This window comes from Pseudomonas sp. R1-43-08, from assembly GCF_003852255.1.
GTDB lineage: Bacteria > Pseudomonadota > Gammaproteobacteria > Pseudomonadales > Pseudomonadaceae > Aquipseudomonas.
On sequence record NZ_CP027734.1, the window covers coordinates 5,214,617 to 5,239,920 of the forward strand.

Here is a 25,304-nt window from a genome sequence, read left to right on the forward strand (position 1 = left end):
TTACACCGCCACGCTGTTACTCGGAAAGACCGTCGCCCTCGAACTGATCCTTCACGTATTTGATTTCGGTGCGGCCGTGAGGCGCTGGCAGCCCGTCTTCACCGAGGTTGACGAAGACCATTTTCTCCACGGTCAGGATGCTTTTGCGCGTGATTTTGTTACGCACTTCACAGGTCAGGGTGATGGAGGTGCGGCCGAACTCGGTTGCGGTGATGCCCAGTTCGATGATGTCACCCTGGCGTGAGGCGCTGACGAAGTTGATTTCGGAGATGTACTTGGTCACCACGCGCTGGTTACCCAATTGCACGATCGCATAGATCGCCGCTTCTTCGTCGATCCAGCGCAGCAGGCTGCCGCCGAACAGGGTGCCGTTGGGGTTGAGGTCTTCGGGTTTTACCCATTTGCGGGTGTGGAAGTTCATGGTCACTCCAAAGCGTGTTGCCCAATGATGGCCAATATCATGGCAGAGCCCGGGCCCAAGCTCTATGAGCCATTGCCTATCAACCCCATGAGCGATCTTCATGTCGCCGACAGAAAGGCTTGGGAAGTGCCGCGTACACGGCTATAATCGCCTCCGCTTCAAAACGGTCATCTTCAGTTGATACCGTTCTCCCGCCACCTGTCCGAGGGGCGCTGCAGCAGGTTCAACCTGTCAGGCTCGGATGGGGCGTTGTCTGGCCTGGCTCACCTGGCTCGATACTAAACGCACAACGGCGCCCATTCGCACACTACGAATGGAGGCTCTTCATGAGCGCTGTAATTACGCCTGCAGAATTCAACGACTACAAAGTCGCCGACATGTCCCTCGCCGCCTGGGGCCGTCGCGAAACCTTTATCGCCGAATCCGAAATGCCAGCCCTGATGGGCCTGCGTCGCAAGTACGCCGCTGAGCAGCCGCTCAAGGGTGCGAAGATTCTCGGCTGCATCCACATGACCATCCAGACTGCCGTGCTGATCGAAACCCTGGTTGCCCTGGGTGCCGAAGTACGTTGGTCGTCCTGCAATATTTTCTCGACTCAAGACCAGGCCGCTGCCGCTATCGCCGCCGCCGGTATTCCGGTGTTCGCCTGGAAAGGCGAAACCGAGGCCGAGTACGAGTGGTGCCTGGAGCAAACCATCCTCAAGGACGGCGCGCCTTGGGATGCCAACATGATCCTCGACGACGGCGGCGACCTGACCGAGTTGCTGCACAAGAAATACCCGCAGATCCTCGACCGCGTCCACGGCGTGACCGAAGAAACCACCACCGGCGTACACCGCCTGTTGGACATGCTGGCCAAGGGCGAGCTGAAAATTCCGGCCATCAACGTCAACGACTCGGTGACCAAGAGCAAGAACGACAACAAATACGGTTGCCGTCACAGCCTGAACGACGCCATCAAGCGCGGCACCGACCACCTGCTGTCGGGCAAGCAAGCCCTGGTGATCGGCTACGGCGACGTGGGCAAGGGTTCGTCCCAGTCCCTGCGTCAGGAAGGCATGATCGTCAAGGTCTCCGAAGTTGACCCGATCTGCGCCATGCAAGCCTGCATGGACGGTTTCGAAGTGGTTTCGCCGTTCATCGACGGCATCAACGACGGCACCGAAGCGAGCATCGACAAGGCGCTGCTGGGCAAGATCGACCTGATCGTGACCACCACTGGTAACGTGAATGTCTGCGACGCGAACATGCTCAAGGCGCTGAAGAAACGCGCAGTGGTTTGCAACATCGGCCACTTCGATAACGAGATCGACACCGCTTTCATGCGCAAGAACTGGGCATGGGAAGAAGTGAAGCCACAGGTGCACAAGGTTCACCGTACCGGCTCGGGCGATTTCGACCCGCAGAACGACGACTACCTGATCCTGCTGGCCGAAGGCCGTCTGGTGAACCTGGGTAACGCGACCGGCCACCCAAGCCGCATCATGGACGGCTCGTTCGCCAACCAGGTACTGGCGCAGATCTTCCTGTTCCAACAGAAGTACGCCGACCTGTCGCCTGCCCAGAAAGCCGAGCGCCTGACCGTGGAAGTACTGCCGAAGAAACTCGACGAAGAAGTGGCCCTGGAAATGGTCCGCGGCTTCGGCGGCGTGGTGACCCAACTGACCAAGACCCAGGCCGACTACATCGGCGTGACCGTTGAAGGTCCGTTCAAGCCGCACGCTTACCGCTACTGATATGCCTGCTGCCTGCTCTCCCTGTGGGGGAGCGGGCTTTAATGCGGGAGGGGGCAAGCCCTAATGCCAGTCAGTTAAGGCTTTTTGTAGGAGCGAGCTTGCTCGCGAAAAACTCACAGGCACCGCGTTCATTCAGAAAGCACGCGTTATCGTTGACGTTTTTCGCGAGCAAGCTCGCTCCTACAGACGGCGGTGTACGCTTAACTGACTGGCATTGGGGCAAGCCCCCTCCCACATTGACGGTGTACATCTCCGGTTTTATGAGTTTCCAAGGGTATGACCATGTCCCAAGACCGTCGCTACAGCTTCGAGTTCTTCCCAACCAAGACCGATGCTGGGCATGAAAAACTGATGGCCACTGCCAAACAGTTGGCCAGCTACCAGCCCGACTTCTTTTCCTGCACCTACGGCGCCGGCGGTTCGACCCGTGACCGTACGATCAACACCGTGCTGCAGCTCGAAAGTGAAGTCAAAGTTCCCGCCGCTCCGCACTTGTCGTGCGTGGGCGATAGCAAAGCCGACCTGCGCGGCCTGCTGACCCAATACAAAGCCGCCGGCATCAAGCGTATCGTCGCCCTGCGTGGCGACCTGCCCTCCGGCATGGGCATGGCCAGCGGTGAGCTGCGCTACGCCAATGACCTGGTGAGCTTCATCCGCGAAGAAAGCGGCGATCACTTTCACATCGAAGTAGCCGCTTATCCGGAGATGCACCCCCAGGCGCGCAATTTCGAAGACGATCTCAAGAACTTCGTACGCAAGGCCAACGCCGGCGCCAATAGCGCGATCACCCAGTACTTCTTCAACGCCGACAGCTACTTCTACTTCGTCGAGCGTGTACGCGCCATGGGTGTGAACATCCCGATCGTGCCGGGCATCATGCCGATCACCAACTACAGCAAGCTGGCGCGCTTCTCCGACGCCTGCGGTGCCGAAATCCCACGCTGGGTGCGCAAGCAGCTGGAAGCCTATGGCGACGACGTCAAAAGCATCCAGGCGTTCGGCGAGCAGGTCATCACCGAGATGTGTGAGCAATTGTTGCAAGGTGGTGCGCCAGGGTTGCACTTCTATACCCTGAACCAGGCTGAACCCAGCCTTGCCATCTGGAACAACCTCAAGCTGCCACGCTAAGGCTTGCCCGGTTGTGCCAAGGCCCTCGTTCACGAGGGCCTTTGTCGCTTCACATTTGTCGTTTTAAGTGCTCAGGAACCCCGCAGTCCATGAATACAGTGCCTTCCTCTTCCCGTCCGCAGCTGGTCTACCTCGTCTTCGGCGCCGAGACCTACCACCAGGAAGCGGTATTCAGCATTGCCAGCGCATTGGCTTTCCTGCAGGACACCCCTGATGCGGCCGTGGATATCCAGGTCTTCAGCGACAACCCCGAACCCTATCGCCTGCTGCCGGTGCGTGTACGCCCGCTGGACGAGGCGACCCGCAAGCGCTGGAGTGAACCCCACGGTTATCACTTTCGCACCAAGCACGTTGTGCTGCGCCAGGTGTTGCAAGAGTCGCCGGTAGCGTTGCTGATCGACACCGACACGTTTTTCCACCACTCCCCCCTGACGCTGTTCGAGCGTGTGCAGCCGGGCACCTTGCTGTGCAACGCCTTCTACACCAAGTACGGCGACAACCACGAAAGCATCCTCTACACCGCCCTGCGCCAGCGCCTGCTGGAGATAGGTGTGGCCGACGATGACATGATGACCCTCAACTCCGGCGTGATGGGCCTGACCCAGCAGGACGCGCATATCCTCGACCGTTCGATCGAGTTGATGGACGAACTGTTTCCCCATGCCCAGGGTGCCTACACACTGGAAGAGTTCTGCCTGTCCATCGCCGCCTACCGCACCGTCAACGTGCGCGAGTGCCCGGACCTGATCCACCATTACTGGAGCCGCAAGCAGCTGTTCCGGGCCAAGGTCAAGGCCTGGATCGCCAAGCACGCCGCCGCACCCACCAGTGCGCTGGCCCTGGCCGACACACGTCAAGTGTCCGCCCACTTGCCGCGCCCGCCGCGTTTGCAGCGCACGCTGTACAAGCTGATTACCCTGTTGCTGCCCAAGCACCAGCAGCAGTTCATCCGTGAAATCCTCTACGGTTGCTATGAACACGAAAACGAGTTCGACCAGGCCTGCGGCCCCGTTTGGTGGGACAAGGCCCGACAGAACCAGGAAGAGCGCCAGCAACGCCCGATTGACGCGCACCAGCTCGAACGCTGGTTCGCCAACCCGGTGGTGCGCCTGATCCTCGGCGAGCGGCGTGCCGCGATCCACGCTCACCTGATGGACGCGCCAGTCAACTGAGACCCGGCGCCAACGCGCGTGCCAGAGCTTCTCTTTATCTCGGTAGCGTCGTAACCTCAGGGAATGCCCGTCATTTTCAAGTTGTTGATCGCTGCGCTTTTCACTTGCCTGAGCCTGGCCGCTTATGGCGAGAAACTGCGCATTGTCACCGAACCATGGGCGCCCTACGTCTACGACGACAACGGCAGCATGCGTGGGCTGGACTACGAAACCACGGTGATCGTGTTCCAGCGCCTCGGCGTGGATGTGCAATGGCAGTTCCTGCCCTGGAAACGTTGCCTGGCGATGCTTGACCAAGGCCACGCCGACGGCGCGCTGGACATTTTCCACAGCCACGAGCGCGACGCCTTGCTGCTCTACCCCAGCGAACCCTTGTCGACGGTCGAATTCGTGCTGTTCTACGCCAATGAGCGTCCGCACCCCGCCGAAACCCTCGACGATCTGCGCGGCCTGAGCGTGGGGATCTCTCCCGGTTACCTGTATGGCGAAGCCTTCGGCGCGTCCGCCACCTTTGCCCGTGAACCCGCCCCCAGCCATGAGGCCAACTTCGGCAAGCTGATGCTGGGGCGCATCGATATGGTGGTCACTGACCGTCGCGTGGGGCAGCACGTGATCAAGCAATTGGGCCTGGAAGACAAGGTCAGCCAGGCGCCGCTGGTGGTCAGCCGCCAGCAGCAGTTTCTTGCCGTACGCCGTGGCGCGGGCATGGATTTGCTGGTCCAGCGCTTTGCCGCTGAGCTCAGGCGCTTCAAGCAAGAGCCGGCCTACGCCGCCTTGAGCGCCAAATATGGCGGTATCCAGGCGCAAACGGCGCCCATCAGCGCCTCCGAATACACCGTTGAGCAGCAGGAAAGCAGCGCGCAGTGATTGCTCTGTTATACTCCGGCCTTTCCGCCAGGCTTACGCCCGGCCGCTGAGGTCTTGAAAAAGGCACCCAACCCCGCTACAGCGCAGCTTTGCAGCCCGCGCGAGCCGGTGGAGTGCCCGCCAGACGCAGCAGGACCGGACGGGATTACGCTCCCCTAAGCGCCATTCACGCCCGGCAAGATTATCCCTCTGGGCCAAGCCCTAACTAAAACAGGATTACTCATGTCCTTTGCTTCCCTCGGTCTCTCCGAGGCTTTAGTCCGCGCCATCGAGGCAGCGGGCTATACCGAGCCTACTCCGGTGCAACAGCGGGCCATTCCCGCCGTGTTGCAAGGTCGCGACCTGATGGTTGCGGCGCAGACAGGTACCGGTAAAACCGGTGGTTTCGCCCTCCCGATTCTGGAGCGGTTGTTCCCCAACGGTCACCCGGACAAATCCCAGCGTCACGGCCCGCGCCAACCGCGCGTACTGGTCCTGACCCCTACCCGCGAACTCGCCGCCCAGGTGCACGACAGCTTCAAGCTGTATGCCCGCGACCTGAAGTTCGTCAGCGCCTGCATCTTCGGCGGCGTCGGCATGAACCCCCAGGTTCAGGCCATGTCCCGTGGTGTTGACGTGCTGGTGGCCTGCCCGGGTCGTTTGCTCGACCTGTGCGGCCAAGGCAGCGTCGACTTGTCCCACGTCGAAATCCTCGTGCTGGACGAAGCCGACCGCATGCTCGACATGGGCTTTGTCCATGACGTGAAGAAGGTCCTCGCCCGCCTGCCGGCCAAACGTCAGAACCTGCTGTTCTCGGCAACGTTCTCCCAGGACATCACCGCCCTGGCCGGCAAGCTGTTGCACAACCCGGAACGCATCGAAGTCACGCCGCCCAACACCACGGTCGAGCGTATCGAGCAACGCGTGTTCCGCCTGGCCGCCAGCCACAAGCGCTCGCTGCTCGCGCACCTGATTACCCACGGTGCCTGGGAACAGGTGCTGGTGTTTACCCGCACCAAGCACGGCGCCAACCGCCTGGCCGAGTACCTGGACAAGCACGGCCTCACCGCCGTCGCCATCCACGGTAACAAGAGCCAGAACGCGCGCACCAAAGCCCTGGCCGACTTCAAGGCCGGCAGTGTGCGCATCCTGGTCGCCACCGATATCGCCGCACGCGGCCTGGATATCGACCAGTTGCCCCATGTGGTCAACTTCGAGCTGCCGAACGTCGACGAAGACTACGTGCACCGTATCGGCCGTACCGGCCGTGCCGGTCGTTCGGGCGAGGCCATTTCCCTGGTTGCACCGGACGAAGAGAAGCTGCTGAAAAGCATCGAGCGCATGACCAAGCAGAAAATCGCCGACGGCGACCTGATGGGCTTCGATTCCAGCGCCGTGGAGGCCGAAAAGCCTGAAGCGCGCGAGCGTCCGGACGTGCGCAACCCACGCAACCCACGCGGTCCGAAGGGCGATGGCCCGAACGGCGGCGGTGGCGGTGGTGGTGGTGGCCGTCGCGACAAGGGCAAGGACAAGGGCAAGGAAAAAACTGCGACCAGCAGCCGTGGCGAACGACCGGCCCGCGAGCAGAAGCCCCGTGAAGGCACCCCGGCCCGCGAACAGCGCCAGCCGAGCCAGCCTCCACGCGCCGCATCCGACCGTGCCCCGGACGAATTCCTCGACGACGATGTGGATAACTTCGGTAACCGCGTTGACTACGTGCCACAAGCCAAGCCGGCGCAAGGCCGTGGCCGTCGCCCAGGTGCCCCGGCACAAGGCGCAGGCGCAGCCGCTCCACGTGGTGGCCAGCCACAGGGCGCGCGCCAGAACGGTCCGCGCAACAGCAGCGGCGGCACCACCGGCACACCACCGGCCAAACGCAGCGGCCCGCGCAACGGCGCACCGCGTGACGGCCAGGCCCGTCGCGAAGACTCGCGCAGCAACAATCGCCGCCCGGCCCGTGACGACCAGCCGCTGTCCGAGCCAGCCGTGCAAAACCCACGCGGTGGCCCGGCACCGAAGATCATCCACAAGGAGTCGAAAGCGGATCGCTTCCCGACACCCGAGCAGTTGGATCAACTGCCTGGCCGTCCTCGTGGTGAAAAACCAGCGCTGCTGACCCGCAACCGCTAGTTTTAAAACAAAAAAGCCCCGCTTCGAAAGATGCGGGGCTTTTTTTGCTTTAAACCTGTAGGAGCGAGCTTGCTCGCGAAGAACGTTAACGATAACGCGGGCATTCTGAATGCACGCGGCGCTTATGCGTTTTTCGCGAGCAAGCTCGCTCCTACATACGAAGCATTACTTCGCTTTCACACCTTCAAACGTGATGTACAGCTGAACGTTGTCGGACTGTGGACCTACGTCCATGCCGTCCTTGTTGAACTCCTTGCGGCTGATGTTGGTAGTGCCTTCAAAGCCGGCACGGTAGCCGCCCCATGGGTCCTTACCTTCGCCGAGGAAAGTGGCCTTGACCAGGATAGGCTTGGTCACGCCGTGGAACGTCAGGTCCCCGGTCACATCGGCAGTCAGCTTGCCATCAGCATTTTTGCCGGTTGGCTTGACGCTGGTGGAGACGAACTTGGCGTCCGGGAACTTGCCCGACTCCAAGAAGTCCTTGGTATTGACGTGTTTGTCACGTTCGGCGTGATTGGAGAATACGCTGGCAGTACGCACGTTAACTTCGATCTTGGCGTCTTCAGGCTTGGCTGCGTCAAAGCTGAACTTTCCGTCCAGGTCCTTGAACGTACCGGTGATGTAACTATAGCCCAGGTGGCTGATCTTGAAATCGATGAAGGCGTGCTGGCCTTCCTTGTCGATCACATAGTCAGCGGCCATCACCGAACCTGCGGACAGCAGGGCTGTACCGATAGCCAGAGCGGCGAGAGTCTTTTTCAACATGTTTTCTATTCCTTGTGAGTCGAGGTTGAACATCAGGCTTTGCGCCCCAGCATTCGCTTAAGGGTCACATCACGATCGATAAAGTGGTGTTTCAGCGCAGCCACGCCATGCAAGCCGGCGAAGACCACCAACACCCAGGCGAGGTACAGGTGCACCACGCCGGCGGTGTCTGCCTGGTCCGGTAGCCCGGAAACCACGGCAGGAATCTCAAACAGGCCAAACACCGGGATACCGACACCGTCTGCGGTGGAAATCAGGTAACCGGCAATCATCACGGCAAACAGCCCCACATACAGGAACGCGTGACCAAACGCGGCGCCGAGGCGGGTCAGCCGGCTGTAGCTGGCCAGCGGTGCGGGCGGCGGGCTGACCAGGCGCCAGACGATACGTACCAGCATGATGGCGAACAGCGTGATGCCAATGCTCTTGTGCAGGTCCGGCGCGTCTTTGCGCCAGGCACTGTAGTAATCGAGACCGACCATCCACAGGCCCAGGGCGAACAATCCAAATACCACCAAGGCCACGCCCCAGTGCAAAACCATGCTGACCCAGCCATAGCGGGCCGATGAATTGCGTAACTGCATGAACTTAATCCCGTAAGAACTGTGCCCAAGACTAGCGCTTTACCTATCGAATTAAAGCGAAAAATTTCGCTTTGAAATATCGAGAAATGCGATCTGAAGGCTATGCATCATAAATTAACAAGGGATTAAGACTATTCCCAAGAAACGTGACAGACCGTCCTGCATTTACCGCGAATTTCCCCACAATGGCTTGTGACCCACGCCACCATTGCATAGGCTTGCGCGATTGTTTCGCCCGCGCAGGTTGCGGGACCGCTTCGAGGAGATCACCGATGGGCTTGAACAACCAGTGGATGCAACGCGACCTCGCGGTGCTGTGGCATCCCTGCACCCAGATGAAAGACCACCAGCAACTGCCACTGGTCCCGATCAAGCGCGGTGAAGGCGTATGGCTGGAAGACTTCGAAGGCAAGCGCTACCTCGATGCCGTCAGCTCTTGGTGGGTCAACGTGTTCGGCCACGCCAACCCACGCATCAACCAGCGCATCAAGGATCAGGTCGACCAGTTGGAACACGTGATCCTCGCCGGCTTCAGCCATCAGCCGGTGATCGAGCTGTCCGAGCGCCTGGTGGCGATGACCCCCGAAGGCCTGACGCGCTGCTTCTACGCCGATAACGGCTCGTCGTGTATCGAAGTCGCGCTGAAAATGAGCTTTCACTACTGGCTCAACCGTGGCCTGCCGAACAAAAAGCGCTTCGTCACCCTGACCAACAGCTACCACGGTGAAACCATCGCGGCGATGTCGGTGGGCGACGTGCCGCTGTTTACCGAAACCTACAAGGCATTGTTGCTCGACACCCTCAAAGTGCCGAGCCCGGACTGCTACCTGCGCCCCGAGGGCGTGAGCTGGGAAGAACATTCGCGCACGATGTTCCAGGCCATGGAACAGACCCTGGCCGAGCACCACGACAGCGTCGCCGCCGTGATCGTCGAACCGCTGATCCAGGGCGCCGGTGGCATGCGCATGTATCACCCGGTGTACCTCAAGCTGCTGCGCGAAGCCTGTGACCGTTATGGCGTGCACCTGATCCACGACGAAATCGCCGTGGGCTTTGGCCGCACCGGCAGCATGTTCGCCTGTGAACAGGCCGGCATCCGCCCGGACTTCCTGTGCCTGTCCAAGGCCCTGACCGGCGGTTACCTGCCGCTGGCGGCGGTGGTCACCACCGATGATGTCTACGACGCCTTCTACGACGACTACCCGACCCTGCGCGCCTTCCTGCACTCCCACAGCTACACCGGCAACCCGCTGGCCTGCGCGGCGGCCCTGGCCACCCTGGATATTTTCGAAGAAGACAACGTCATCGAAAACAATAAGGCCTTGGCCCAGCGCATGGCCACGGCCACGGCGCATCTGGTCGACCATCCGCATGTGTCTGAAGTGCGCCAGACCGGCATGGTCCTGGCCATCGAGATGGTGCAGGACAAAGCTACCAAGACCGCCTACCCCTGGCAGGAACGCCGTGGCCTGAAGGTGTTCGAGCACGCCCTGGAACGCGGCGCGCTGTTGCGACCGTTGGGCAGCGTGGTGTACTTCCTGCCGCCGTATGTGATTACCCCGGAGCAGATCGATTTCCTTGCCGAGGTTGCGAGTGAAGGCATCGATATCGCCACCAACAGCAAGGTCAGCGTTGCCGTGCCGAAGGATTTTCACCCAGGCTTTCGCGACCCAGGTTAACCATGATCGTTCCCACGCTCCGCGTGGGAATGCAGCCCTGGACGCTCCGCGTCCCCTCTGCACACCTTTTTCCAGAGAACCCTCATGAGACTCTCCCGCTTTTTCACCGACACCCCGCTGAGCCTCGGCGATCACGAGTTGCCCGAAGCCCAGGCGCATTACATCAGCCGCGTGCTGCGCATGAGCGAGGGCGACGCCGTGCAACTGTTCGACGGCTCCGGCCAGGAGTTTCTCGGCAGCTTGCTGGAAGTCGGTAAAAAACGCGTCAGCGTGCAACTCACGGAAAGTTTCAAAGGCCAGGCCGAATCGCCGCTGCATATCCACCTCGGCCAAGGTCTGTCCAGGGGCGAGCGCATGGACTGGGCGATCCAGAAAGCCACCGAACTGGGCGTCAACGCCATCACCCCGATTTTCAGCGAGCGCTGCGAAGTGCGCCTCAAGGACGAACGCGCCGACAAACGCCTGCTGCACTGGCGCCAGGTGGCGATCAGCGCGTGCGAGCAATGCGGGCGCTCGACGGTGCCGGTGATTCACCCGCCGCTGTTACTGGCGGACTGGCTCAAGCAAGCCGAGGCAGACCTGAAGCTGGTACTGCACCCGGTGGCCGAGCCGATGGTCAGCCACGCCAAGCCTTCGAGCCTGGCCTTCCTGATCGGGCCTGAAGGCGGACTGACCGACAGCGAAGTCGACACCGCCCAAGGCGCCGGCTTCCACGCCGCCCGCCTCGGCCCTCGCGTGTTGCGCACCGAGACTGCACCGGTGGTCGCCTTGGCCGTTGCCCAACAACTCTGGGGCGACTTCTAACTACCCCTTTGCAAACCCAGTCAAAAATGTGGGAGGGGGCTTGCTCCCGATCGCGGTAGTGAGCCAGCACCTGTATCGACTGACACACCGCTATCGGGGGCAAGCCCCCTCCCACATTTGGATTGGGTTACCACTTTTTACTCCACCGGGTCGCTGACTGGCTTGGCGATAATCTGCTTCAACTCGGTGGTCATCGGAAACTCCAGGTTCAGGCCCTTGGGCGGAATCGGCTGTTCAAACCAGCGCTGGTAAATCCCGTTGATCTCCCCCGAGCGGTACAGGTCGCCCAGCGTCTCATTGACCACCGCAAGAAACTGCGGATCATCCTTGCGCACCATGCAGCTGTAGATCTCCCGCGACTGCTCCTCGCCCACCACCACCCAGTTGTGCGGGTCCCTGGCCTTGGCACGTTCACCGTAGAGCAACGCATCATCCATGTAGAACGCTGCCGCACGGCCGGTCTCGAGCATCTTGAACGCCTCGCCGTGGTCCTTGGCGCTGATGACAAACATATTGGCCCTGTGTTCGGCGTTGTAGCTTTTGAGGAATCGTTCGTTGGTGGTACCGGCGGTGGTGACCACGTTCTTGCCGTCAAGGTCGGCAAAGCCCTTGATGCCGCTGTCCTTCGCCGTCAGCAATTGCCCCTTCACGTAAATAAACCCGTAGGAAAATGCCACCTGCTTCTGCCGGTCGGCCGTCACCCCGGTAGAGCCGCACTCCAGGTCGACGGTGCCGTTCTGCACCAGCGGAATCCGGGTCTGTGAGGTCACCAGGGTGTACTTGACGTTGAGGCTGGTCACCCCGGTTTTCTGCTGGATACGCTCGACGATCTTGCTTGCCAGGTCCACTGAATAGCCCATGGGTTTGCCAGTGTTATCACCCACGTAGGAAAACGGCACCGACGCATCGCGGTATCCCAGGGTGATGGACCTGGTGTTGGCGATCTTGCCCAGGGTGCCCTCCAGCGGCGCTTGGGCCCCATGGGCCTGTGCGCCGAACAAAAGGCCCAGGGTACAGCCGGTCAACAGGATCTTTTTCATTGTTATTCTCCGTTGGTTTTCGGGTGGTCAAGCGGCGCGGGGCGTCAGGCCCTGCATATCGATGGAAGGGCTGCGCTGATCGATCAACTCGGCCAGCAGTTGGCCGCTGCCGCACGCCAGCGTGAAGCCAAGGGCGCCGTGGCCCAGGTTCAGCCACAGGTTGCAGTAGCGGCTTGCGCCAATCAGCGGCACACCGGTGGGCGTGGCCGGGCGCATACCGGCCCATTCGACCGCGTGGGCGTAGTCGCCGGCCAGCGGGAAAGTCTCCAGGGCCTGGCGTTTCATCAGGGCCAGCCGTTTGGGCTCAAGGCTGGCATCAAAACCGACGATATCCACCATGGCAGCTATGCGCAGTTGCTCACCGATACGCGCGTAGACGATCTTGCGGTCGTAGTCGGTGATGCTCACATTCGGCGCCCGGTGCTGCGCGCCAATCGGCACGCTCAGGCTATAGCCCTTGAGCGGATACAGCGGCAGCGACAACCCCGGCAAGCCCAGTCCAGCGCTGCGATGCCCTGCTGCCAGCACCAGTTGCTCGACCGGCATCACCTCATCACCCAATTGGAGGGCGTGCACCACTGCGTCGGTATGACGAATCCGGGTAACCTTGCGCCCCAACAAAAATGTGCAACGCCCCGATGCTTCCAGCCGCGCCGCCAATTGCTGGCAAAAGGCATGACAATCCGCTACTTCCTCGTTGGGCGTGTAGATCCCGCCGACAAAATCATCACCGGCCAGCGCCGGCTCCAGGCGCGTGCAATCGGTAGCGGACAACACCTGCTGTTGCAGGACATTGGTCACTTTACTGCGGGCATGTTCAAAGGTATTGGCGTTGCGAAACGTCACCAGCTTGCCATTGCGTCGCCAATCGAAGTCGTCCAGGCGGTCCTCCTCGCGCCATTGTTGCAAGGTGTCCTGGCTCAGGGATGCCAGGCGCAGCAAGTGAGCGGCATTGCGCTGGTTCACCGAACCACGACAGGCGCCGATAAAGGCGGCCATCCAGCGCCATTGCTGAGGATCGAGACGCGGCCGCAGCTTCAACGGCGAGTCACCGCGCAGTAACCAGCCGAGCGCCTGCAGCGGCACCCCGGCGTCGGCCAGCGGTGCAACATAGCGGTAGGACAACTGCCCGCCATTGGCGTAACTGGTTTCACTGCCCAGGCTGTCGCGCGCCTCGATCAGCGTCACGCTATGGCCGGCACGCACCAACGCATAAGCGCTCGCCAGGCCGATAACCCCACCGCCAATAATGCAAACCTGCCTGGCCATCCCCGCCTCCCGCCGTTAACTGACAGCGCCCAGCGTAGAGCCAGGTGACAGGCCACTGACAATGAATAAAGATGGCTCACCTATAAACAAAGGTTATGGGACTCGCCATGCGCTTGCGTCATATCGAAATCTTCCAGGCCATCCGCCAGACCGGTTCTATCAGTGCCGCCGCGCAGTTGTTGCACGTCTCGCAACCGGCGGTGACCAAAGTGTTGCAGCACGCCGAACTGCAACTGGGCTTTGCGTTGTTCCTGCGGGTACGCGGCAAATTGCAGCCCACGCCCGAAGCCCTGGCGCTGGAAAGCGAAGTCGAAAAAGTCAGCGCAAGCCTGCAAGGCGTGCGGCGTCTGGCCAAGAGCTTGCGGCGCGAACCGGGGCAAAGCATCCGCATCGGTGCGATCCCGGCGTTGGCGCTGTCGCTGCTGCCGCCGTCGATCCTGGAATGGAAGCGTGATTACCCGGACATCGCCTGTGAGCTGTCCAGCGACCATAGCGGCGAGCTGGTGCAGAAGCTGTTGATGCGCGAGATCGACCTGGCGCTGACGCTCACGTTCTCCGGCCATCCGGGGCTCACCACCCAGGTGCTGGCCAACGGTGTACTGGTGGCGCTGGCGTCAAAAGGCTACTGGTCGGACGCTGAACGGCACAAGCCCTTGCCGCTGGCCGAACTGGCCGGCGCGCCTTTGATCGGCCTGTCCAGCGCCGACCCGCTGGCGGCGAAGTTGGGCAGCTATCTGGAAAATGTCGACCCGCCGCCACGGGTGACGATCTCGGTGCAAACCTATTCCCTGGCCCGTGCGATGGTCGAATCCGGCGCCGGCCTCACCGTGATCGATCCGTTCACCGCGCTGGGTGCCTCAACGGCCACCACCCACATCCGCACGCTCACCCCGCCGCTGCCGATCACCCTCTACGCACTGACCCGCGCCAACGAGCCACCGCCGCATATGCTGGCCAGGCTGCTGGAGATTTTTGGCAGTCGCGCCTGTGAGCTGCTGGAACGTCTCTAAACACACCTCCCACATTCAAAGCACGTAATGCATGATCGCCACAAAATGCAGCAGGCTGCCGCCGATCACGAACAAATGCCAGATGCCATGGGAATGACGCAGGCGATCCTCCAAAGCAAAAAAGATAATGCCGACGGTGTACAACACCCCACCCGCCGCCAGCCAGGTAAACCCTGCCGTGCCCAACGCCGCGAGCAGCGGCTTGACCGCCACCAGCACGACCCAGCCCATCACCGCATAGATCACGATCGACAGGATGCGTTTCTCCGAGCGTGGCTTGATCTCTTGCAGGATGCCGATCACCGCCAGCCCCCACACAATCCCGAACAGCGTCCAGCCCCAAGGCCCGCGTAGCGTCACCAGGCAAAACGGGGTATAGCTGCCGGCGATCAGCAGGTAGATCGAAAAGTGATCGACCTTCTGCATGATCTCTTTTCGCCGCCCGCGCACGCTGTGATACACCGTCGAGGCGCTGTACAGCACCATCAGCGTAAAGCCATAAATCGCCACACTGACGATTTTCCAGGGGCTGCCGTCCAGGCTCGCCACCACCAACATCCACACGACGCCAATACACGCCGCGACTGCACCGAGCAAATGGCTCCAGGCGTTGAATCGTTCCCCGTGGTACATCTGTCGTTGACCTCCCATTACCCTTGTCGACTGGCGGCAAGCGTCCAGCCTTGGGCATCAGAGTGCAAGCGCCGTGTGACGTTCCGGCGACGCCGCGCGGTTTTGCGGGCACAATCGAGGGCATTCGGACAAGAGCCACGGCCATGTTGATCGACGAAGAATTCACCCTCAAAAAGCTGGAAATCTTCCTGGCATTCATGCGCACCGGCAACCTGGCCCGCGCCGCCGCCGAGCTGCAAACCAGCAACGTCAGCGTGCACCGCGCCATTCATTCGCTGGAAAACGCCCTGCGCTGCCCGTTGTTCAAGCACGAAGGGCGCAATCTCACGCCGCTGGAAAGCGCCTACGTACTCGAAGAGCGCGCCCAGAAACTGGTGGCCGATGTGGTCGACAGCGTACGCCTGACCCGCGAAGCCGCCGGCTTTTCCGCCGAACGATTCAAGCTGGGTTCGCTGTATTCATTGACGGTCAAGACCGTGCCGCAACTGATCATGGGCCTGAAAATCAGGCGCAGCGAACTGAATATCGACCTGATCCTGGGCTCCAATTTCGACCTGCTCTACAAGCTCAAGAACATGGAAGTGGACGCGATCCTCATCGCCCTCGACGACCATGCGAACGACCCGGACTGCGCGCAGATTGCGCTGTTCAGCGACGACATCTTCCTCGCCACTCCGGCCGACTCGCCCTTCGACCGCGAACAGCAGATCGACCTGGCCGACGTGCGCGACGCAACCTTCATCACCCTCACCCAAGGCTTTGCCACCCACCAGGACGGCAACCGCGTGTTCAAGCAGGCCGGGTTCGAGCCGAAGGTGGCGATGCAGGTCAACGACATCTTCACGCTGCTGAGCATGGTCAGCTCGGGCGTGGGTTATGCGCTGCTGCCGGGCAGGATTGCAGCGGTGTATGAGAACCGCGTGAAACTGATACCGCTGCAGCCCAGGTATCGGCTGCAGCAGCATATCGGCGTGGTGTTCTTGAAGGCCAAGGAGCGCGACCCGAACTTGCTGGCGCTGTTGGCGGAGTGCCGGATGTATGCCAATCGCCAGGTTTGAGATGATCGTTCCCACGCTCCGCGTGGGACACGTCTCCTGGGACGCTCCGCGTCCCGACTTCAAGAGCGGACGCGGAGCGTCCAGGGCTGCATTCCCACGCGGAGCGTGGGAACGATCACTCAGCCCACCAACCCCCGCACAATGAAGTACAGCAGCGAAGGCCCGAGCAAACACCCAAGCCCGGTATGAAACGTCGCCGTCAGCGCGCCATACGGCACCAACCGCCGATCCGTCGCCGCCAGCCCCGCCGTCACCCCGCTCACGGTGCCGGCCAAGCCACCAAACACCATCGCCGAACGCGGGTTGTCCAGGCCCATCCAGCGCGCCGCCACCGGTGTGCCGACCATCACCAGAATCGCCTTGATCAACCCGGTGGCAATCGACAGCGCCATCACATCCGAGGTCGCGCCAATCGCCGCACCGGTCACCGGGCCGACAATGTAGGTCACTGCGCCAGCGCCAATGGTGGTCATGCTGATCGCATCGCGATAACCGAAAGCCCAGGCCATGCTCGCGCCGACGATGAAGGGCAGGATCGTGCCCAGCAGCAGCGCAATCACACCGATCATGCCGGCTTTGCGCGCCTCGGTGGCCTGCACTTCAAACGCCGTGGCAACGATGGCGAAATCCCGCAGCATCGCGCCGCCCATCAGCCCGATACCAGAAAACAGGGCCAGGTCCGCCAGGCCCTTCTGCCCACCCGTGAGCGTGCCGCCGACCCAAGCCAGCACCAGGCCGATGACGATGGCAATCGCCGAGCCGTGGATGCGCCCGAACGTAAGGCGCTTGGACAGCACCACGGAAATCCACATCACCACGCCCACAAAGGCAAACGCAGTGATCAGGCCGTTATGCTCCAAGCCTTTCTCGATGAGGTCCCACATCTCAGCGACCTCCCGCAGGAACGATCAGCGGCTCTTCGGCGGGCAGAGGCTCGCCCCTGTGCGTGCGGCTGATCAAGGCGATGGTGCAACCACAGACCACCACCGAACCAATCGCCGCCAGCACCGCGACCGGGCCGCCGTGCAGGGCGGTGACCACGTTCTGTTGCGCGGCCATCGCCACCACCACCGGAATGTACATGGCGCCCCAGAAGCCCACACCCATCTCGCACTCCTTGGTCATCCCGCCGCGCTTTTGCATCCACAACCGTGCGCAGATCAGCAGGATCATGGCGATGCCCACGCCGCCCACGTTGGATTTGACGCCCAGTAAAACGCCGAGCATGTCGCCCATGATCACGCCCGCGAGCGTGCAGATCGCCAGCAATGCCACACCGTAGATAATCATCGTTGTTGTCCTCAAAGTGCTCGATCGAAATTGTTGTTGTTGTGCTTCGAAAGCCTTGGGTAGTGCTTTATCGGTGGCGGCGCTCCTCCTCTTCCAGCAAGGCCTGCAAGGTGTCCAGGCGCGCGCCTTCGCAGGCGATCACCGTGCCTTGTTCGAACACGCGGCGTGACAGGCCGGTGAGCACGGCGCCCGGGGGCAGTTCGATTTGCAGGCGCACACCGCGCTCATAGGCGCTTTGTACGGTGCCGCGCCAATCGACGACGCGGCACATGTTGAAGGCCAGGTCGTCGCAAAGCTGTTCGGGGTTGTGGATCGGCCGCGCGCGGGTGCTGCTCAGATAGGTGATGCGCGGCGTCTTGAGCGGAACGAAGGCCTGGGCGAGGACCTTGGCGGGCGCGTCCAGCAACGCACAGTGGGACGGTACGCTGACGGCCAGGCGCCGGGCGATGCCGTTGCCTTTGATGCGCGCCGCCACCTGTTTCATCGCCTCGTCGCTGCCGGCGATGACCGTCTGGTTATCGGCGTTGATATTGGCCAGGTACACGGGGGTTTGCGCGCTGTGGATCTCGGCCAGCAACGTTTCAACGGTGGATAAATCAGGGCCTATCAGCGCGGTCATGCCATAGCCCTGTGGATAAGCCTGCTGCATCAACTCACCGCGCAGGCTGACCAGCCTGACGGCGTCGGCGAAATCCAGCGCACCGGCGATGACAGCGGCGGGATAGGCGCCGATGGACAGGCCCGCGACGTAATCCGGGGTGCGCTCCAACAGACGGGCGTGGGCAATGCCGGCGATCAACAGGCACAGTTGCACGGCGCGGGTACTTGCCAGGGCTTGCTCCGAATCGAGCAGGCGTACGTCTTCGCCCAGCACATCGCTGGCTTCTTCCAGCACCGCTTCGGGCAGCGACTGGAGCATGCCCGGCCGTTGGGCACCCTGCCCCGGAAACACCAGCAGGCTGCTCATGCCACGGCCTGCCACGGGTCGAGCACCAGGTGTGCACCGCTGGCGGTTTTCAGCAGCACGCGGGGTGAACCGCTGGCCCATTCGCGCAAGGCGACGGCGCCGAACGGGGTTTGCAGTTGCAGGTCGACGGCGCACTCTGCCCTATCAAGCATCGCCAGGAGGTCCTCAGCATCATCACGGGCCAAAGGTTCGGGCGTGCGCAGAAGCAAATCCAGGTCACTCTGGGCATGCAGCGCTTCAATCCCGCTGGCCAACTCGAAACCCGCGCTGCCTGTGACGCCCCATGTCTCCTGCGCCAACACCGGCCGCAGTTGGTCGAGCGCGCGCAACGCCGGTAAATCCCTCGGCGAAATCACCCCGCGCAACGCTTCCGGGATCACCCGCCGCTGCACCGCCGCCAGCGGCATCCACCCGGCAAAACGGTGCTCGCGCAAACGCCCGCGCACGCCGACCGCCACATAACCCGGTTCGGCGATGGCACGGCGCACCACCACCGGGTGGCCGGCACCGAGCGTCTCCCGCACCCAGGCCGGTGCGTCGGCGGGCACATGCGCCGGGGTCATGCCCCAGAGCAAGTCGTGGGCGTTCACCATTGTTCCCGCAACAGTTGGCGAACGTGGCTGGAGGCTGCGCGATTAGTCGCGCCGAGGCGCCCGCTCAAATCGGTGCTGCCGACATCCTTGATCGCATTCATCAGGCAATCGCTGACCCGCGCCACATCGTCCGCCGTCGGCTGTTCAATCTGGCTGACGGCCAAGGTTTCCCAGAGCAAGCCGAGGCTGGCATAGCTGTCGATGTCGTAGGCCATGGGCGGCACGCTGGCGGCCAGGGCTTCCAGCTCTTCGACGCTGCGCAGGGTCACCCGCGCAGCCGAAGCCTTGCCCATGGCGTGCACCATCACGCCGGGGTCACGCAGGGCGATCAGGCGGTTGGCCTGGTAACCGTGGGCCAGGAACGCACCGGACATGGCCTTGCCCACCAGCAATGCGATCACCGGGTGCCCGGCGAGACGGGCGCGAGCGTAGCTGTCGGCAGCAGCGGCCAGGGCCTGATGGATGCCGAGCGCTTCTTCGCGACGGCCGTAGGCTTGGCTAGGCACATCGACGATGGCGATGATGGGCCGCTTGTCGCCTCTCGCGACGGCCTCATCGACGGCCTTGGCCAGGCCCCAGCCTTCGAGCAGGCCGACTTCGCCATTGCGCGCCCGGGGGAAGCGGTTTTGCGCGTCAGTGACCACGGCGACAAAGCGCACTTTTTGCCCACCGAGGACCGCGTCGGCAACCCGGAGCGACGCCGGCAAACCTGCTACAGGCGCAGCGCCGGCGCTCAATGCGTTGAACCACTGCAAGCCTCTCATGAGCGTTCTCCTTGATACAGCTCGCGCACCGTCGCCGGGTCGATTTGCGGTACGGCGTCCAATTCGGCCAAGCGTGTGAGGTAATAGTCAGCCTGGCGACTGCGTTGTAGCGCGGGCAAGCCTTGCTGCAACAATGTACTGACCGTCTGCTGGATCTGCGCTACATCGTCGGCCACGTAACGGTCGGCCAGGCCGCTGTTGAAACGCTGTTCGCCGCCCGTAAGGCTCCAGATAAAGGGCCGGTCGCGCGAGTCGTATTCTTCCAGTCCGGCTTCCTGTTCGATCACTTGCGGACCATTGAGGCCCAAGCGCGCTTCACGGGTGAGGACGAGGTAGCTGCACAGCCCGGCCGCGATGGACATGCCACCGAAACAACCCACGCTGCCCGCCACCACGCCGATCACCGGCTGGTACTGGCGCAGGTCGACAATCGCCGCGTGTATGTCGGCAATCGCGGCCAGCCCCAGGTTCGCTTCCTGTAGCCGCACACCCCCGGTTTCCAATAGCAGCACGGCGCGCGTCGGGATGCCGTTGCGGTTGTCTTCAGCCGCCAGTTCCAGGGCGCCAGCGATTTTTGCGCCGCCGACTTCACCGAGGCTGCCGCCCTGGAAGTTGCCTTCAATGGCTGCAATCACCACAGGCAAGCCGCCGATGCTGCCCTTGGCGATGACCACGCCGTCATCGGCCTGGGGCACCACACCTTGGCGGCTGAGCCAGGGCGACATGACGCGCTGGAAGGGGTCGATCAGTTCGCGAAAGGTGCCGGCATCCAACAAGGCCTTGGCCCGCTGCCGCGCACCCAGTTCGACAAAGCTGTGTTTGGCGAGCAAGTCAGTCATGGCCGATCTCCTCGAAGCCTTGCTCCAGGCGCAAGCGCACCACGCCGGGGGTGGCGCCGAAATCGTGGACATCAATGTTCAGGGCCGGTGGTGTCTGCTCCTGAAAGATGCGTTCGAACAGGTGCTGCCAGCGTTGTTCGGCGCCATTCACCGAGGTCTGTACCTGGATGGTCAACGTGCCGGCGGTGCCCGGTTCCAGCAGCACCTCAAGGTCGCCGGAGCCGACGCACCCCACCAGCGCGCGGCCTTTTGCTGGCTGCCCGGCGGGGAATTCAAAGGTTAAGGTTTCCATCACAACGCTCCGTCGAGGCGGTCGATAAACAGGCAGGCGGCCAACAGGTCGGCGGCGCCACCGGGGGAGGCATTCAGAGCCAGCAGTTGTTGGTCCAGCGCGTGCAGTTGGCGGCGACCGGCGAGGGTCGCGCTGCCGCCGGCGTCGAGCACGGCCTGAGCGCCGCGCTGCATGGCCTGCAGGCCTTCCAGGCCGGCGCGATAGAGCACGCAGGTGTCGGCCAGGTCGGTCATGATTGCGAGCAAGGCGTCCAGGCGGGCGTTCTGTTCACCGGCGTTTTGCCGGCGGCTTTTGTGCAGTTGCGGCAGGCCGCGTTGCAGCACTGACGGGAAGCCCAATTGCGCTTCTTCACGGGCACCGCGTGCGCCGTAGCGCTGGGCGACCTGGGCGCCGTGGCTCAAGGATTGCGGGGCGTAGCGGTCGTTGAGCAGGGCGAGCCTGGCGGCGTTCAACGGTATGGCGCGGGGTTGCAGCGCTGCCGCCGCAGTCAGCAGGCCGAGGGCCCAGATCGCGCCGCGATGAGTATTCACGCCGCCCGTGGTAGCGAGCATCGCCTGCTCACCGTCACGACCGATTCGCCCGAGGGCCTCACGCAGGGGCAAACCGATTTCACCGATCTCAAGCGCAGCCTCGGCCATTGCCTTGAACATCGGCCACAGCGACAGCGCCGACGCGTGCATCAGCCCCAGGTGCAAATCACTGTGGGCGCCGTTGCCGCGACGGTCCACCAGGGCCGGTTTAGGCGACAGGTCGGCTTCATCGATCAGCGCATCGACAGCCATATCCGCCAGGCGATCGGCCAGGCTCACTTCATGCAGTTTGAGCGCGCGCATTTACCAGCTCCTGAATTTGGCGGGCGGGTTGTACAGGCCACCGGACCACTCCACCAAGTCGGCCACGCTCTTGGCGGCCAGCAGTTCACGGGTGGCGTCGGTGCGGCGGATACCCAAGTCTTCGGGCAAGGCAATCAAGCCTTCACGGCGCATGCGCGCGGTGTCCTTGGGGTTATGGCGCAGGCCGATGGCGGTCACCCCGGCGACGGCGGCGATCATCGCCTGGCGTTCTTCCAGGGACCGGGCCTTGTAGAGGTAGGCGATGCCTTCTTCGGTGAGCAGGTGGGTGACGTCGTCGCCGTAGATCATGATCGGCGCCAGGGGCATGCCGCTTTTGCGCGCCACTTCCACCGCATCGAGGGTCTCGACGAAGGTGGGCTTGCCGCCTTCCTGGAAGGTCTCGACCATCTGCACCACGAGCTTTTTGCCGCGCTCGAGCAGTGCGACCGGCGCATCGTCGTGGCGCATATCCAGCCAGGCCGGCGTGCCATGGCGGCGGCCGCGTGGGTCGTGGCCCATGTTCGGCGCGCCGCCAAAGCCAGCGAGGCGGCCACGGGTCACGGTGCTGGAATGGCCGTCACCGTCCACCTGCAGGGTGGCGCCGATAAACAGGTCCACCGCATATTGGCCGGCGAGTTGGCAGAACATACGATTGGAGCGCATCGAGCCGTCACGGCCGGTGAAGAACACATCCGGGCGAGCGGCGATGTAGTTTTCCATGCCCAGTTCGGTGCCGAAGCAATGCACACTTTGCACCCAGCCGCTTTCAATCGCGGGGATCAGCGTAGGGTGCGGATTGAGGGTCCAGTTGCGGCAGATCTTGCCTTTGAGGCCGAGGGATTCGCCGTAGGTGGGCAGGATCAACTCAATGGCGGCGGTGTTGAAACCGATGCCATGGTTGAGCGACTGCACATTGTGTTTTTCGTAGATGCCACGGATCGCCATCATCGCCATCAGCACATGCACCGGCTTGATATGGCGGGGGTCGCGGGTGAACAGCGGCTCGATGTAGAACGGCTTGTCAGCCACCACCACAAAGTCCACCCAGCTTGCCGGGATGTCGACGCGGGGCAAGTCGGTGACGTCGTCCACCAACTGGTTGACCTGCACGATAACGATGCCATCGCTGAACGCGGCCGGCTCGATCAGCGCCGGCGTGTCTTCGGTGCTGGCGCCGGTGTAGATGTTGCCGGCACGGTCGGCCATGAAACCGGCGGAGAGCACCACGTTGGGGATCAGGTCCACCACCAGCCGTGCGTAGAGTTCGATGTAGGTATGGATCGCACCGATTTCCAGCAGGCCGTCTTCGAGCAACTGGCTGATGCGCAGGGATTGGGTGCCGGCGAAGGAAAAGTCGAGCTTGCGCGCGATGCCCTTTTCAAACAGGTCCAAGTGCTCGGAGCGCCCGACGCTGGGCATGATCATATGCAAATCGTGGAGCTTGGCCGGGTCGACCTTGGCGAGGGAGCGCGAGAGGAAATCGGCCTGTTTCTGGTTGTTGCCCTCCAGCACCACGCGGTCGCCGGGAAGGATCAATGCCTCAAGCGCCTCGACGATCCGGTCACTGGGCAACACCGCCCCGTCTGCGTAGTGCTTGACCCGCCCGAGCCGCCGCTGCTTCTCGTCGCGCCGCCGCGTCCAGCGCGAGTCGGGGTTTATTGTGGTTGTCATGGTCGCTCCACAGGGTTTGCTGTCGTGGGCTGTACCTTAGGAGTGATTCAGGGGGGCATCAATCAAGCTCAGCAGCAAACCGTTACGCCTGGAGTAACGATGATCAAAATGTGGGAGGGGGCTTGCTCCCGATGGCGGTGTGTCAGTCGACACATCCATCGACAGACACTCTGTCATCGGGAGCAAGCCCCCTCCCACATTTTGTCCAGTGGTGTCTGAACGAGCCCGCTATATCCACTTATGACCAGCCAACAAACCTTCCACTTTTATTCAGCAGATTCTCCAGGTTTGCCTTGCTGTCCATCCGTGGATTCCAGGGGGTTGGCCCCAATCAGATTGATCTTGTCCTGCTGCACGACCCGCTGCACAAAACTGTTCCCGGCATTCCATTTGCCGATCCAGTCTTCAGGGGTGTAAAGAGTCGGGTTGATGGTGCGGCCCAGGTGCTCTTCCAGCGGTATGAGCTGCTCCATGACTTCACTGTAGTTGAGGCTTTCGCCAATCAGCATCAGATCTATGTCACTAGATGAGTGCGCCTCGCCCTTGGCGATGGAGCCGTAGATAAAGGCCCAGGTTATGTGCTCGGCGAACGGTGCCAGTGCATTGCGCAATGGCTCATCCAGGCTCAGCGTCTTGCGCACGATGGCAAGCAGCTCCGCGTAAATAGGGCATTGAGGGTTGGCTTGATAGTGGGTCTGATTGCCCTGGCGCGTCATGCTCAAGATGCCCGCCAGCTGCAAACGCTCCAGCTCGCGAGTAAGACTGCCTTTGCCCACTTGTGCCCAGCGCGCGATTTCATTAGTGAAGAAACTTTGGTCGGGCTTACCGAAAAGCAGGCCCAGCACTTTTTGCTGGGTGACAGTAAAGAGCGCGGTGCTGAGCGGTAAGGTGTGCATGGCGGCGACCAATAAGTCCCAAAAAGGGAACGATAGGTCCCTTTTTGGGAACGATCAAGTTTTAAGCCGCCGGGGAAGGGGAAATCTGCTCCAGCGCTTGATCCACCAACAACTGCCCCAGCTCGGCCATTTGCTGGATCCCGAGCATGATTGCGCGCTGGGAGGTGTCCAGGTCGAATGCCAGGTTGCAGGTGAGTGCGTTGAGGGAGGACAGGGTTTCGCTGGCGTTGACCAGCAGGGTTTCGGTGTTTTGGTGAGGGGTTACGGTGAAGAGGGGTGGATTGGGGGTAGGTTTGACCATGATTTACAGCTCCGATATGTGATGGAGACTGCCCTCTTTCACTTGCACGCGAATAAGGTGGCAGCTGTACGCAGGTGTGCAAGACCGGGCATATCGGACCCCGGCAGACCCCGAAGGATCTCCCGCGCACAGCCGCCATAACAAGTACAGCAGGCATGAAAAACGCCCGCTGAATGGCTATGGGCGTTGGTGCGCCGACATGTAACCGGACTTGCACGTCCGTGTCACCGTTTTTTGCGATGACGGGACGAAGACTAGGCGCGCGGGCTGCATGGGACAAGTTCATGCACGGCCCAAAATCTTGCGGGAAAAATCCGAAGGGCCTCTTGTAGCAGCCTGATCGTTCCCACGCTCCGCGTGGGAATGCCGCCTGGGACGCTCCGCGTCCCGCCAGCCAGCGCAACACCAAAGCCCTTTGCAAGGGTGACGCGGAGCGTCACGGGATGCATTCCCACGCAGAGCGTGGGGACGATCATCGATTTCAGACGTTATATAAATCCCAACCCTACGTTGTAGCAGGGCGAGCATCGTACGCAGCCACTGATTGACCGGGCTGGTCGCTCCCGCTGATCTCCATTCCGAT

The 25,304-nt window shown here is 62.1% G+C and carries 26 protein-coding genes and 1 riboswitch; of the genes, 9 read left to right on the top strand and 17 right to left on the bottom strand.

The annotated features are described in order from the left end of the window. Window positions 1-16: 16 nt before the first annotated feature. Complete coding sequence (locus tag C4J87_RS24020) at window positions 17-421, bottom strand: acyl-CoA thioesterase (protein WP_124364767.1); 405 nt, start codon at window positions 419-421, stop codon at window positions 17-19. A 198-nt stretch (window positions 422-619) separates the two neighbouring features. After that, a riboswitch (S-adenosyl-L-homocysteine riboswitch) is annotated at window positions 620-726 on the top strand. 21 nt (window positions 727-747) lie between these two features. Between C4J87_RS24020 and ahcY the strand changes: the two genes are divergently transcribed. The 5 genes from ahcY (at window position 748) to C4J87_RS24045 (ending at window position 7,433) form a co-directional block, all read left to right on the top strand. After that, window positions 748-2,157: an adenosylhomocysteinase gene (ahcY, locus tag C4J87_RS24025; RefSeq protein WP_124364768.1), complete on the top strand. Its 1,410-nt coding sequence runs from the start codon at window positions 748-750 to the stop codon at window positions 2,155-2,157. A 282-nt stretch (window positions 2,158-2,439) separates the two neighbouring features. Further along, entirely contained in the window at window positions 2,440-3,285 is an 846-nt protein-coding gene (gene metF, locus C4J87_RS24030; protein WP_124368658.1) for a methylenetetrahydrofolate reductase [NAD(P)H], read from the top strand. 89 nt (window positions 3,286-3,374) lie between these two features. Then, window positions 3,375-4,457, top strand: coding sequence for a hypothetical protein (locus C4J87_RS24035; protein ID WP_124368659.1), 1,083 nt, complete (start codon window positions 3,375-3,377; stop codon window positions 4,455-4,457). 63 nt (window positions 4,458-4,520) lie between these two features. Further along, window positions 4,521-5,324 carry an ABC transporter substrate-binding protein gene (locus C4J87_RS24040; protein WP_124368660.1) on the top strand — a complete coding sequence of 268 codons (804 nt, stop codon included), beginning with the start codon at window positions 4,521-4,523 and terminating at the stop codon, window positions 5,322-5,324. Between the two features lie 222 nt (window positions 5,325-5,546). Then, window positions 5,547-7,433, top strand: a complete 1,887-nt coding sequence (locus C4J87_RS24045) for a DEAD/DEAH box helicase (RefSeq protein WP_124368661.1) — start codon at window positions 5,547-5,549, stop codon at window positions 7,431-7,433. Window positions 7,434-7,598: 165 nt separating this feature from the next. On the opposite strand, the gene C4J87_RS24050 is transcribed toward C4J87_RS24045, so the two are convergent. Further along, a complete protein-coding gene (locus C4J87_RS24050; protein ID WP_124368662.1) occupies window positions 7,599-8,198 on the bottom strand; it encodes a YceI family protein in 600 nt (199 codons plus the stop codon). Window positions 8,199-8,230: 32 nt separating this feature from the next. Continuing rightward, complete coding sequence (locus C4J87_RS24055; protein WP_124368663.1) at window positions 8,231-8,782, bottom strand: cytochrome b; 552 nt, start codon at window positions 8,780-8,782, stop codon at window positions 8,231-8,233. A gap of 272 nt (window positions 8,783-9,054) precedes the next feature. Between C4J87_RS24055 and C4J87_RS24060 the strand changes: the two genes are divergently transcribed. Together C4J87_RS24060 and C4J87_RS24065 are read left to right on the top strand one after the other, a co-directional pair. Further along, a complete protein-coding gene (locus C4J87_RS24060) occupies window positions 9,055-10,461 on the top strand; it encodes an adenosylmethionine--8-amino-7-oxononanoate transaminase (protein WP_124364775.1) in 1,407 nt (468 codons plus the stop codon). 84 nt (window positions 10,462-10,545) lie between these two features. After that, the gene (locus tag C4J87_RS24065) at window positions 10,546-11,265 is read left to right on the top strand and encodes a 16S rRNA (uracil(1498)-N(3))-methyltransferase (protein ID WP_124368664.1); all 720 of its coding nucleotides are present in this window, start codon (window positions 10,546-10,548) and stop codon (window positions 11,263-11,265) included. A gap of 137 nt (window positions 11,266-11,402) precedes the next feature. On the opposite strand, the gene C4J87_RS24070 is transcribed toward C4J87_RS24065, so the two are convergent. Both C4J87_RS24070 and C4J87_RS24075 read right to left on the bottom strand, forming a co-directional pair. Then, a complete protein-coding gene (locus C4J87_RS24070; RefSeq protein WP_124368665.1) occupies window positions 11,403-12,305 on the bottom strand; it encodes a transporter substrate-binding domain-containing protein in 903 nt (300 codons plus the stop codon). A 27-nt stretch (window positions 12,306-12,332) separates the two neighbouring features. Next, on the bottom strand, window positions 12,333-13,574 hold the full coding sequence (locus C4J87_RS24075) for a D-amino acid dehydrogenase (RefSeq protein WP_124368666.1): 1,242 nt from the start codon (window positions 13,572-13,574) through the stop codon (window positions 12,333-12,335). A 107-nt stretch (window positions 13,575-13,681) separates the two neighbouring features. Between C4J87_RS24075 and C4J87_RS24080 the strand changes: the two genes are divergently transcribed. Then, window positions 13,682-14,584 carry a LysR family transcriptional regulator gene (locus C4J87_RS24080; RefSeq protein WP_124368667.1) on the top strand — a complete coding sequence of 301 codons (903 nt, stop codon included), beginning with the start codon at window positions 13,682-13,684 and terminating at the stop codon, window positions 14,582-14,584. Window positions 14,585-14,599: 15 nt separating this feature from the next. On the opposite strand, the gene C4J87_RS24085 is transcribed toward C4J87_RS24080, so the two are convergent. Continuing rightward, the gene (locus C4J87_RS24085) at window positions 14,600-15,217 is read right to left on the bottom strand and encodes a hemolysin III family protein (RefSeq protein ID WP_124368668.1); all 618 of its coding nucleotides are present in this window, start codon (window positions 15,215-15,217) and stop codon (window positions 14,600-14,602) included. A 143-nt stretch (window positions 15,218-15,360) separates the two neighbouring features. Here C4J87_RS24085 and C4J87_RS24090 point away from each other — a divergent pair, with 143 nt between their 5' ends. Continuing rightward, a complete protein-coding gene (locus C4J87_RS24090) occupies window positions 15,361-16,275 on the top strand; it encodes a LysR substrate-binding domain-containing protein (protein ID WP_124368669.1) in 915 nt (304 codons plus the stop codon). Window positions 16,276-16,394: 119 nt separating this feature from the next. Here C4J87_RS24090 and madM read toward each other — a convergent pair whose 3' ends face one another. From madM to C4J87_RS24150, 11 genes are all read right to left on the bottom strand, one after another. After that, window positions 16,395-17,159 (bottom strand): malonate transporter subunit MadM, encoded by a 765-nt coding sequence (gene madM, locus C4J87_RS24100; protein ID WP_046069909.1) that lies wholly within the window; start codon window positions 17,157-17,159, stop codon window positions 16,395-16,397. 1 nt (window position 17,160) lies between these two features. Continuing rightward, the gene (gene madL, locus C4J87_RS24105) at window positions 17,161-17,565 is read right to left on the bottom strand and encodes a malonate transporter subunit MadL (protein WP_124364782.1); all 405 of its coding nucleotides are present in this window, start codon (window positions 17,563-17,565) and stop codon (window positions 17,161-17,163) included. Window positions 17,566-17,632: 67 nt separating this feature from the next. Continuing rightward, on the bottom strand, window positions 17,633-18,532 hold the full coding sequence (gene mdcH, locus C4J87_RS24110; RefSeq protein WP_124368671.1) for a malonate decarboxylase subunit epsilon: 900 nt from the start codon (window positions 18,530-18,532) through the stop codon (window positions 17,633-17,635). Then, window positions 18,529-19,125: a malonate decarboxylase holo-ACP synthase gene (locus C4J87_RS24115; RefSeq protein ID WP_124368672.1), complete on the bottom strand. Its 597-nt coding sequence runs from the start codon at window positions 19,123-19,125 to the stop codon at window positions 18,529-18,531. Before C4J87_RS24115 ends, mdcH begins: the two co-directional genes overlap by 4 nt. Continuing rightward, complete coding sequence (gene mdcE / locus C4J87_RS24120; protein ID WP_124368673.1) at window positions 19,119-19,889, bottom strand: biotin-independent malonate decarboxylase subunit gamma; 771 nt, start codon at window positions 19,887-19,889, stop codon at window positions 19,119-19,121. Before mdcE ends, C4J87_RS24115 begins: the two co-directional genes overlap by 7 nt. After that, window positions 19,886-20,728 (bottom strand): biotin-independent malonate decarboxylase subunit beta, encoded by an 843-nt coding sequence (locus tag C4J87_RS24125; protein ID WP_124368674.1) that lies wholly within the window; start codon window positions 20,726-20,728, stop codon window positions 19,886-19,888. Before C4J87_RS24125 ends, mdcE begins: the two co-directional genes overlap by 4 nt. Further along, the gene (locus C4J87_RS24130; protein WP_124368675.1) at window positions 20,721-21,020 is read right to left on the bottom strand and encodes a malonate decarboxylase subunit delta; all 300 of its coding nucleotides are present in this window, start codon (window positions 21,018-21,020) and stop codon (window positions 20,721-20,723) included. Before C4J87_RS24130 ends, C4J87_RS24125 begins: the two co-directional genes overlap by 8 nt. Beyond that, complete coding sequence (locus C4J87_RS24135; RefSeq protein WP_124368676.1) at window positions 21,020-21,853, bottom strand: triphosphoribosyl-dephospho-CoA synthase; 834 nt, start codon at window positions 21,851-21,853, stop codon at window positions 21,020-21,022. Before C4J87_RS24135 ends, C4J87_RS24130 begins: the two co-directional genes overlap by 1 nt. Then, on the bottom strand, window positions 21,854-23,524 hold the full coding sequence (gene mdcA, locus C4J87_RS24140; protein ID WP_124368677.1) for a malonate decarboxylase subunit alpha: 1,671 nt from the start codon (window positions 23,522-23,524) through the stop codon (window positions 21,854-21,856). It abuts the gene before it with no gap. 266 nt (window positions 23,525-23,790) lie between these two features. After that, a complete protein-coding gene (locus C4J87_RS24145; RefSeq protein ID WP_124368678.1) occupies window positions 23,791-24,420 on the bottom strand; it encodes a nucleotidyltransferase domain-containing protein in 630 nt (209 codons plus the stop codon). Window positions 24,421-24,481: 61 nt separating this feature from the next. Continuing rightward, the gene (locus C4J87_RS24150; RefSeq protein ID WP_124368679.1) at window positions 24,482-24,721 is read right to left on the bottom strand and encodes a DUF6124 family protein; all 240 of its coding nucleotides are present in this window, start codon (window positions 24,719-24,721) and stop codon (window positions 24,482-24,484) included. Between the last annotated feature and the right edge of the window lie 583 nt (window positions 24,722-25,304).